7 protein-coding genes and 1 pseudogene are annotated in these 5,969 nt (G+C 77.3%); 5 read left to right on the forward strand and 3 right to left on the reverse strand.

From position 1 onward, the window contains the following. Positions 1 to 38 precede the first annotated feature (38 nt). A pseudogene (locus tag GTR00_RS12365) lies at positions 39 to 632 on the forward strand (GntR family transcriptional regulator); the annotation flags it as partial. Positions 633 to 651: 19 nt separating this feature from the next. On the opposite strand, the gene GTR00_RS12370 reads toward GTR00_RS12365, so the two are convergent. From GTR00_RS12370 to GTR00_RS25800, 3 genes are all read right to left on the reverse strand, one after another. Beyond that, on the reverse strand, positions 652 to 1,365 hold the full coding sequence (locus tag GTR00_RS12370) for an SDR family NAD(P)-dependent oxidoreductase (RefSeq protein WP_166611927.1): 714 nt from the start codon (positions 1,363 to 1,365) through the stop codon (positions 652 to 654). Positions 1,366 to 1,466: 101 nt separating this feature from the next. Continuing rightward, positions 1,467 to 2,234: an SDR family oxidoreductase gene (locus tag GTR00_RS12375; protein ID WP_166611923.1), complete on the reverse strand. Its 768-nt coding sequence runs from the start codon at positions 2,232 to 2,234 to the stop codon at positions 1,467 to 1,469. Positions 2,235 to 2,394: 160 nt separating this feature from the next. After that, on the reverse strand, positions 2,395 to 3,375 hold the full coding sequence (locus GTR00_RS25800; RefSeq protein WP_166611924.1) for an AraC family transcriptional regulator: 981 nt from the start codon (positions 3,373 to 3,375) through the stop codon (positions 2,395 to 2,397). A 132-nt stretch (positions 3,376 to 3,507) separates the two neighbouring features. Here GTR00_RS25800 and rimP point away from each other — a divergent pair, with 132 nt between their 5' ends. The 4 genes from rimP to GTR00_RS12400 form a co-directional block, all read left to right on the forward strand. After that, entirely contained in the window at positions 3,508 to 4,158 is a 651-nt protein-coding gene (gene rimP / locus GTR00_RS12385; protein WP_240899997.1) for a ribosome maturation factor RimP, read from the forward strand. Then, a complete protein-coding gene (gene nusA / locus GTR00_RS12390; protein WP_166611926.1) occupies positions 4,155 to 5,162 on the forward strand; it encodes a transcription termination factor NusA in 1,008 nt (335 codons plus the stop codon). Before rimP ends, nusA begins: the two co-directional genes overlap by 4 nt. A gap of 145 nt (positions 5,163 to 5,307) precedes the next feature. Further along, positions 5,308 to 5,610 (forward strand): YlxR family protein, encoded by a 303-nt coding sequence (locus tag GTR00_RS12395; RefSeq protein ID WP_323132437.1) that lies wholly within the window; start codon positions 5,308 to 5,310, stop codon positions 5,608 to 5,610. Positions 5,611 to 5,700: 90 nt separating this feature from the next. Next, positions 5,701 to 5,969: translation initiation factor IF-2 N-terminal domain-containing protein (locus GTR00_RS12400; RefSeq protein WP_323132438.1), on the forward strand; the 269-nt coding region annotated here is incomplete at its 3' end.

The raw sequence follows: 5,969 nt of genomic DNA on the forward strand, positions 1-5,969 counted from the left end.
CGGCCGGCACCGGCGCCGCACCCGCAGGACGGAGCCGCGTGAGCGCGCAGAGCACCGAGGTGGGCCCGCCGCGCGGCTCGCTCGCCGACCACGCCTACGAGCACCTGCGCGGCGCCCTGCTCGTGCTCGACGTCCGGCCCGGCGAACCGCTCAACGACGAGGTGATCGCCCGGCGGCTCGGCATCGGGCGCACCCCCGTCCGCGAGGCGCTCGAGCGGCTGGGGACCGACCGCCTCGTCGTCGCCTACCCGCGCCGCGGCACCTTCGCCACGGCGGTGGACACGACCGACCCGGGCCACACCTCCGAGGTGCGCCGCCAGCTGGAGCGGACCACCGCGCAGCTGGACCCGGCCGTGCTGGACGCGCGCACCCTCATGCGCCACGACGTCGCGGTGCACCGCGGCAGCTACCGCGCCAGCGGCAACCCCCACCTGCAGGACGTCCTCGTGCGCCCGGACAACCTCGCCACCCGCATCGGGTGCCTGGTGCTGGACCGCCTGCCCACCTTCGGCGGGCACGTCGGCGAGCACGCGGCCCTGCTGCGCGCCATCGTCGAGGGCCGCACCGACGCGGCGGCCGACCTGGCCGCCGCGCACGTGGAGGGGTGCGAGCGCGCGGTGCGCGCCGTCCTGCGAGCGCCCCGCCGCGGGTTCAGCGCGGCGGGGCGGCCCCCGTGCGCGGGGCCAGCAGGTCCGCCAGCCCCGCGCGCCGGTAGAACTGCGCGCGCACCCGGTCGCCGAGGGCGTTGACGCCCTCGGCGCCGTCGTCGGCGGGGTCCACGTGCACGCGGAAGGGGCGGGTGCCCTTGGCCATCCCCACCACCGCGGCCACCCGGCGGGCCACCTCGGCGGGGTCGGCGTCCGGCGGGGAGATCTCCGCCAGCTTCTCCCCGACGTGCCCCAGCAGCCCCGCGTACTCCGCCTCGTACTGCGCGGCGACGCGCTCGTCGGCCGCGCTGCCCGCGTGCGCGAAGTGGTTCGTGCCGGTGGTGAACGACCCCGGCACCACGATGACGGTGTCGACGCCGAAGCGGGCCAGCTCGGCGGCGTAGGAGACGGCCAGGGAGTCCTCGGCCGCCTTCGCGGCGAAGTACGGCGCCAGGTACGGCGGGGTGCCCCCGCGGGTGCTGGTCGAGCCGATCCACACCACGAGCCCGTCGCGCCGGGCCCGCAGGTGCCGCAGCACCGCGCGGTTCAGCCGCTGGGTGGACACGGCGTTCACGTCGAACACCTCGTGCAGCTGCTCGGGGGTGAACGCCTCGGCGGGGCCGAGCACCATGTGCCCGGCGTTGTGCACCACCACGTCGATGCGCCCGCACTCGCGCAGCACCTGCGCCACCGCCGCGGCCAGCTCCCGGACGATCATCGCGCCGAAACCGCTGGAGGCGCCGGAGACCAGGACCACCTTGCGCGCGCCGTCCACCGCGCCGTCCACCGCGCCGTCCACCGCGCCGTCCACCGCGCCGCTCACGCGGCACCGCCGTTGGCGAAGAGGACCTGGCCGTTGACCCAGCGGCCGGGACCGGCGAGGAAGGCGACCACCTCGGCGATGTCGCCGGGCTCGCCCAGGCGGCCCACCGGGTTCATCGACGCCATCCGCGCGATCGTCTCCTCGTCCTTGCCCTCCAGGAACAGCGGCGTCGCGGTCGGGCCGGGCGCCACCGCGTTGACCGTGACGTCGCGCCCGGCGGCCTCCTTGGCCAGGACCGGCGTCATCGCCTCCACGGCGCCCTTGGTGGCCGCGTAGGCGGCGTAGGTCGGCAGGGAGAGGCGGGTGATCGAGGTGGAGAAGTTGACCAGCGCCCCGCCGGGGCGCACCCGGCGCAGGGCCTCGGCGGAGACCACCAGCGCACCGCGCACGTTGGTGCGCAGCATGGCGTCCACCGCACCGCCCTCCGCCAGGTCCGCCTGCACCAGCGGTGCCAGGCGCATGACGCCGGCGGTGTTGACCACGACGTCGACGCCGCCGAACTCCCGCTCGGCGGCCTCGAACAGCTCCGCCACCTGCGCGACGTCGGCGACGTCGGCCTGCGCGGTGCTCGCCGCGCCCCCCGCCGCGAGCACCGCCTCGGCCACCTCCTTCGCGCGCCCCGGGTTGCCGGCGTAGTGCACGACGACGGCGAACCCGTCGGCGCCCAGGCGCTCCGCGCACGCCCTGCCGATGCCGCCGGAACCCCCGGTCACCACCGCCACGCGGCGTGCACCGTCCCGGCCCGCTGTGCTGCTCCGGCTCATGTCGCTCCTCGTCGTGGTGCTCGTCGACGTCGTGGTGGTCGGCGCCCCGGGACGGCTGGCGTCCCGCCGCTGATCGGGATGCTCGAGCACCGGCGCGCCCCGGGAGCCCCGCGGAGTGCGCGGATCCGCACCCCCGCGAGTGCGCTCCCGCTCGCGCGGTTCAGGAGCCCCGGCCGCGGTGGGCGCTGCGGTACGCCGAGGGGGTGGCGCCGTGGTGGCGGCGGAAGGCGTCGGCGAAGTGGCTGGTGCCTGCGTAGCCGCAGCTGACCGCCACGTCGAGCACCGCCAGGTCGGTGGAGCGCAGCAGCCGCGCGGCGCGGTCCATGCGCAGCGCGCTGAGGTAGCGGTGGGGGGTGAGCCCGGTGGCCGCGGCGAAGGCGCGCACGAAGTGCGCGCGCGAGGTGGGCACGAGGGCGGCGCACTCGGCCAGGCCGACCTCGCGGTCCAGGTGGGCGTGCAGGTGGTCCACCACCCGGGCCAGGTGCACCGCGCTCAGCGGCCGGGCGGCGGCGCGCACGGGTGCGGCCGGCGGGCCGGGCGCGGGCACCGCGGCGATCAGCTGCGCGGCCAGCGCCTGCGCGAGCGCCTCGGCGGCCAGGCGGGGGGCGGCGCCCTCGGCCGCGGCCGCCAGCGCGCCGGCGGTGGCGAGCACCCCGGGGTGCTCCAGCACCAGCGCGTCGGGGTGGTGCCCGGCCCGCCACGGCCTGCCCATGGCCAGCGACACCTCGGCCAGCAGGCCCGCCGCCAGGTGGATCTGCACGGTGCTGGGCGCCTGCGCGCCCGCGGCGCCGGCGGGGGTGTCCGGGGCGCCCTCCGGCGGGCGCCAGCGCAGCACGGAGGCGACGCCCGGGGCGGTGACGCCCATGGCGCCGGGGCGGTACTCCGCGGCCAGCCAGCGCCGCCCGCTGCGGCTCTCCAGGCGGTAGGTGCCCGAGCGCTGCACCACCAGCAGCAGGTCGCGGCTGGGGGCGGTGGTGAACTCCTCGGCCGCCGCCGGCTCGTCGTAGCGGCGCACCAGCACCTCCGGCCAGGTGCCGGGGCTGCTGCCGGCGGGCCGCCGCGCCGGCAGGTTCCGCCAGGCCTCGTAGCTGGCGGGGTCCAGGCGCGCCCCGGCGGGCGCGGCGCTGTCGTCGTCGGTCACGTCGGCCTGCCGGGTGCGGCGGGTTCAGCGGGAGCGGGTCGGGGCGCTGACCGGTGGCCGCGGTCCTGCCGGACCGACCACCGCTCGTCGGCGCGAGAGCTCGAGAGCAGGGGAGGGACGGTCGTGCCGTCGCTGGACGAGGCCGTGGCCGGGGTGCTGGAGGCGGTCTTCGCGGACGAGCGCCGCGCCGCGGGCCTGGCGCTGGAGTCGGTGTCCGTCGCCTCGGCCGGCCGCCGCCGCGTCGTGCGCGTCGTGGTGGACCTCGCCGGCGAGGAGCCGGGCGAGGTGGACCTGGAGGCGGTGGCCGTCGCCTCCAGCGCGGTCTCCGAGGCGCTGGACTCCTCCGACGTGCTGGGCGCCGCCCCGTACACGCTGGAGGTCACCTCCCCGGGCGTGGACCGGCCGCTGACGACCCCGCGCCACTGGGCGCGCGCCCGCGGCCGGCTCGTGCGGGCGGTCCTGGCCGACGGCACGGCCCTGCTGGGCCGCGTGGAGTCGGTGGACGCCGACGGGGTGCTGCTGCGGCTGGAGCCGCAGCCGGTCAAGGGCCGCCCGCCGCGCGCCAAGGACGTCGGGGCGCCGCGGCGGGTGCCCCTCGCGGACCTGGTGCGCGGGGAGGTGCAGGTGGAGTTCCGCCGCGCCGGCGAGGGCGGCACCGGCGCGCCGGGCGACGAGCCCGACGACGACGGGCCGGACGACGAGCTGGACGAGCCGGACGAGGACGAGCTGGACGAGGACGAGCTGGACACGCAGGACGACGCGGGACGCGAGGGCGAGCAGTGAACATCGACATGGCGGCGCTCCGGCTGCTGGAGCGGGAGCGCGAGATCCCGTTCGAGGCGCTGGTGCGCGCGATCGAGCAGGCGCTGCTCATCGCCTACCACCACACCGAGGGCTCGCAGCAGCACGCCCGCGTGGAGCTGGACCGCACCAGCGGCGAGGTGCGCGTGCTGGCGGCCGAGCGCGACGCCGAGGGCGCCCAGGTGCGCGAGTACGACGACACCCCCGCCGGCTTCGGGCGCATCGCCGCCACCACGGCCCGGCAGGTCATCCTGCAGCGCCTGCGCGACGCGGCCGACGAGCAGGTGCTGGGCGAGTACGCCGGCACCGAGGGCGACATCGTCTCCGGCGTCGTGCAGCAGGGCCGCGACCCGCGCGTGGTCCAGGTGGACCTGGGCGCCCTGGAGGGCGTGCTGCCGCCGGCCGAGCAGGTGCCCGGCGAGGAGTACCGCCACGGCAGCCGCCTGCGCTGCTACGTGGTGAGCGTGAAGAAGGGCCCCAAGGGGCCCCAGGTGGTCCTCTCGCGCTCGCACCCGAACCTGGTGCGCCGGCTGTTCGCGCTGGAGGTGCCCGAGATCGCCGACGGCACCGTGCAGATCACCGCGCTCTCGCGCGAGGCGGGGCACCGCACGAAGATGGCCGTGCGCGCCACCCGCCCGGGCGTGAACGCCAAGGGCGCCTGCATCGGCCCGGTGGGCCAGCGGGTGCGGGCCGTCATGGCCGAGCTGCGCGGCGAGAAGATCGACATCGTGGACCACAGCGACGACCCCGCGCGCTTCGTCGCCAGCGCCCTGTCGCCCGCGCGCGTGACGTCCGTGGAGGTCGTCGACGCGGCCACCCGGTCCGCGCGCGTCGTGGTGCCCGACTACCAGCTGTCGCTGGCCATCGGCAAGGAGGGGCAGAACGCCCGCCTGGCGGCCAAGCTGACGGGCTGGCGCATCGACATCCGCCCCGACACCGAGCAGCAGCAGGCGCCGGCGGCGGCCTCCGGTCCGCAGGGCGCCTGAGGGCCGCGGGCGCCGCGGGCGGCCTGCGACCCGCCCGAGCGCGGGGCGGCGCTACACTGTGGACATCGTGACACTCGTTGAGGCCGGTCGTCCTGCCCGGCGGTCCACCACCCGCACCGTCCCCCCCGCCTCCCCGAGCGCGGGCGTGGAACACGTGCGGACCTGCGTGGGTTGTCGTCAGCAGGGCTCACGGTCCACCCTGCTCAGGGTCGTCGCGGCGAGCGGCGAGGACGTGCTCCTCGTCGACGAGCGGCGGCGCCTCCCCGGCAGGGGTGCGTGGCTGCACCCCAGCACCACGTGCCTGGACGGGGCGGAGAAGCGGCGGGTCTTCCCCCGCGCGCTGCGCCGCCCCGGTCCCCTCGACACCTCGCACGTCCGGTCCTTCCTGGACCGGCCCACCGGGGCGGTCGCGTCCACCACCAGCGATGAGAACGGGTCGAACAGCTGATGAGCACCCGATGAGCTCGTGCAGATGAACCCCGACGACTGACGACGGTCCGCGCCCGGTAGAGGTGGCCCGGACCGAGACAGGAGAGATGTGGCAAAGGTCCGGGTCTACGAACTCGCCAAGGAGTTCGGAGTCGAGAGCAAGGTCGTCCTGGCGACGCTGAAGGAGATGGGCGAGTTCGTCCGGTCGGCGAGCTCGACCGTCGAGCCGCCGGTCATCCGCCGGCTGAAGGACAGGTTCCCCGCGGACGGCGCCTCCGGCGCCCGTCCCGCCCCGGCGGTCAAGCCGGGTCCGCGCCTGCCGCAGGGTGCCCGTCCGGGCCCCCGCCCGGCGGCGCCCGCCGCGCCCTCGCCGGCGCC

This window comes from Kineococcus indalonis (genome assembly GCF_009906395.1).
In the GTDB taxonomy this organism is placed as follows: Bacteria; Actinomycetota; Actinomycetes; order Actinomycetales; family Kineococcaceae; genus Kineococcus; species Kineococcus indalonis.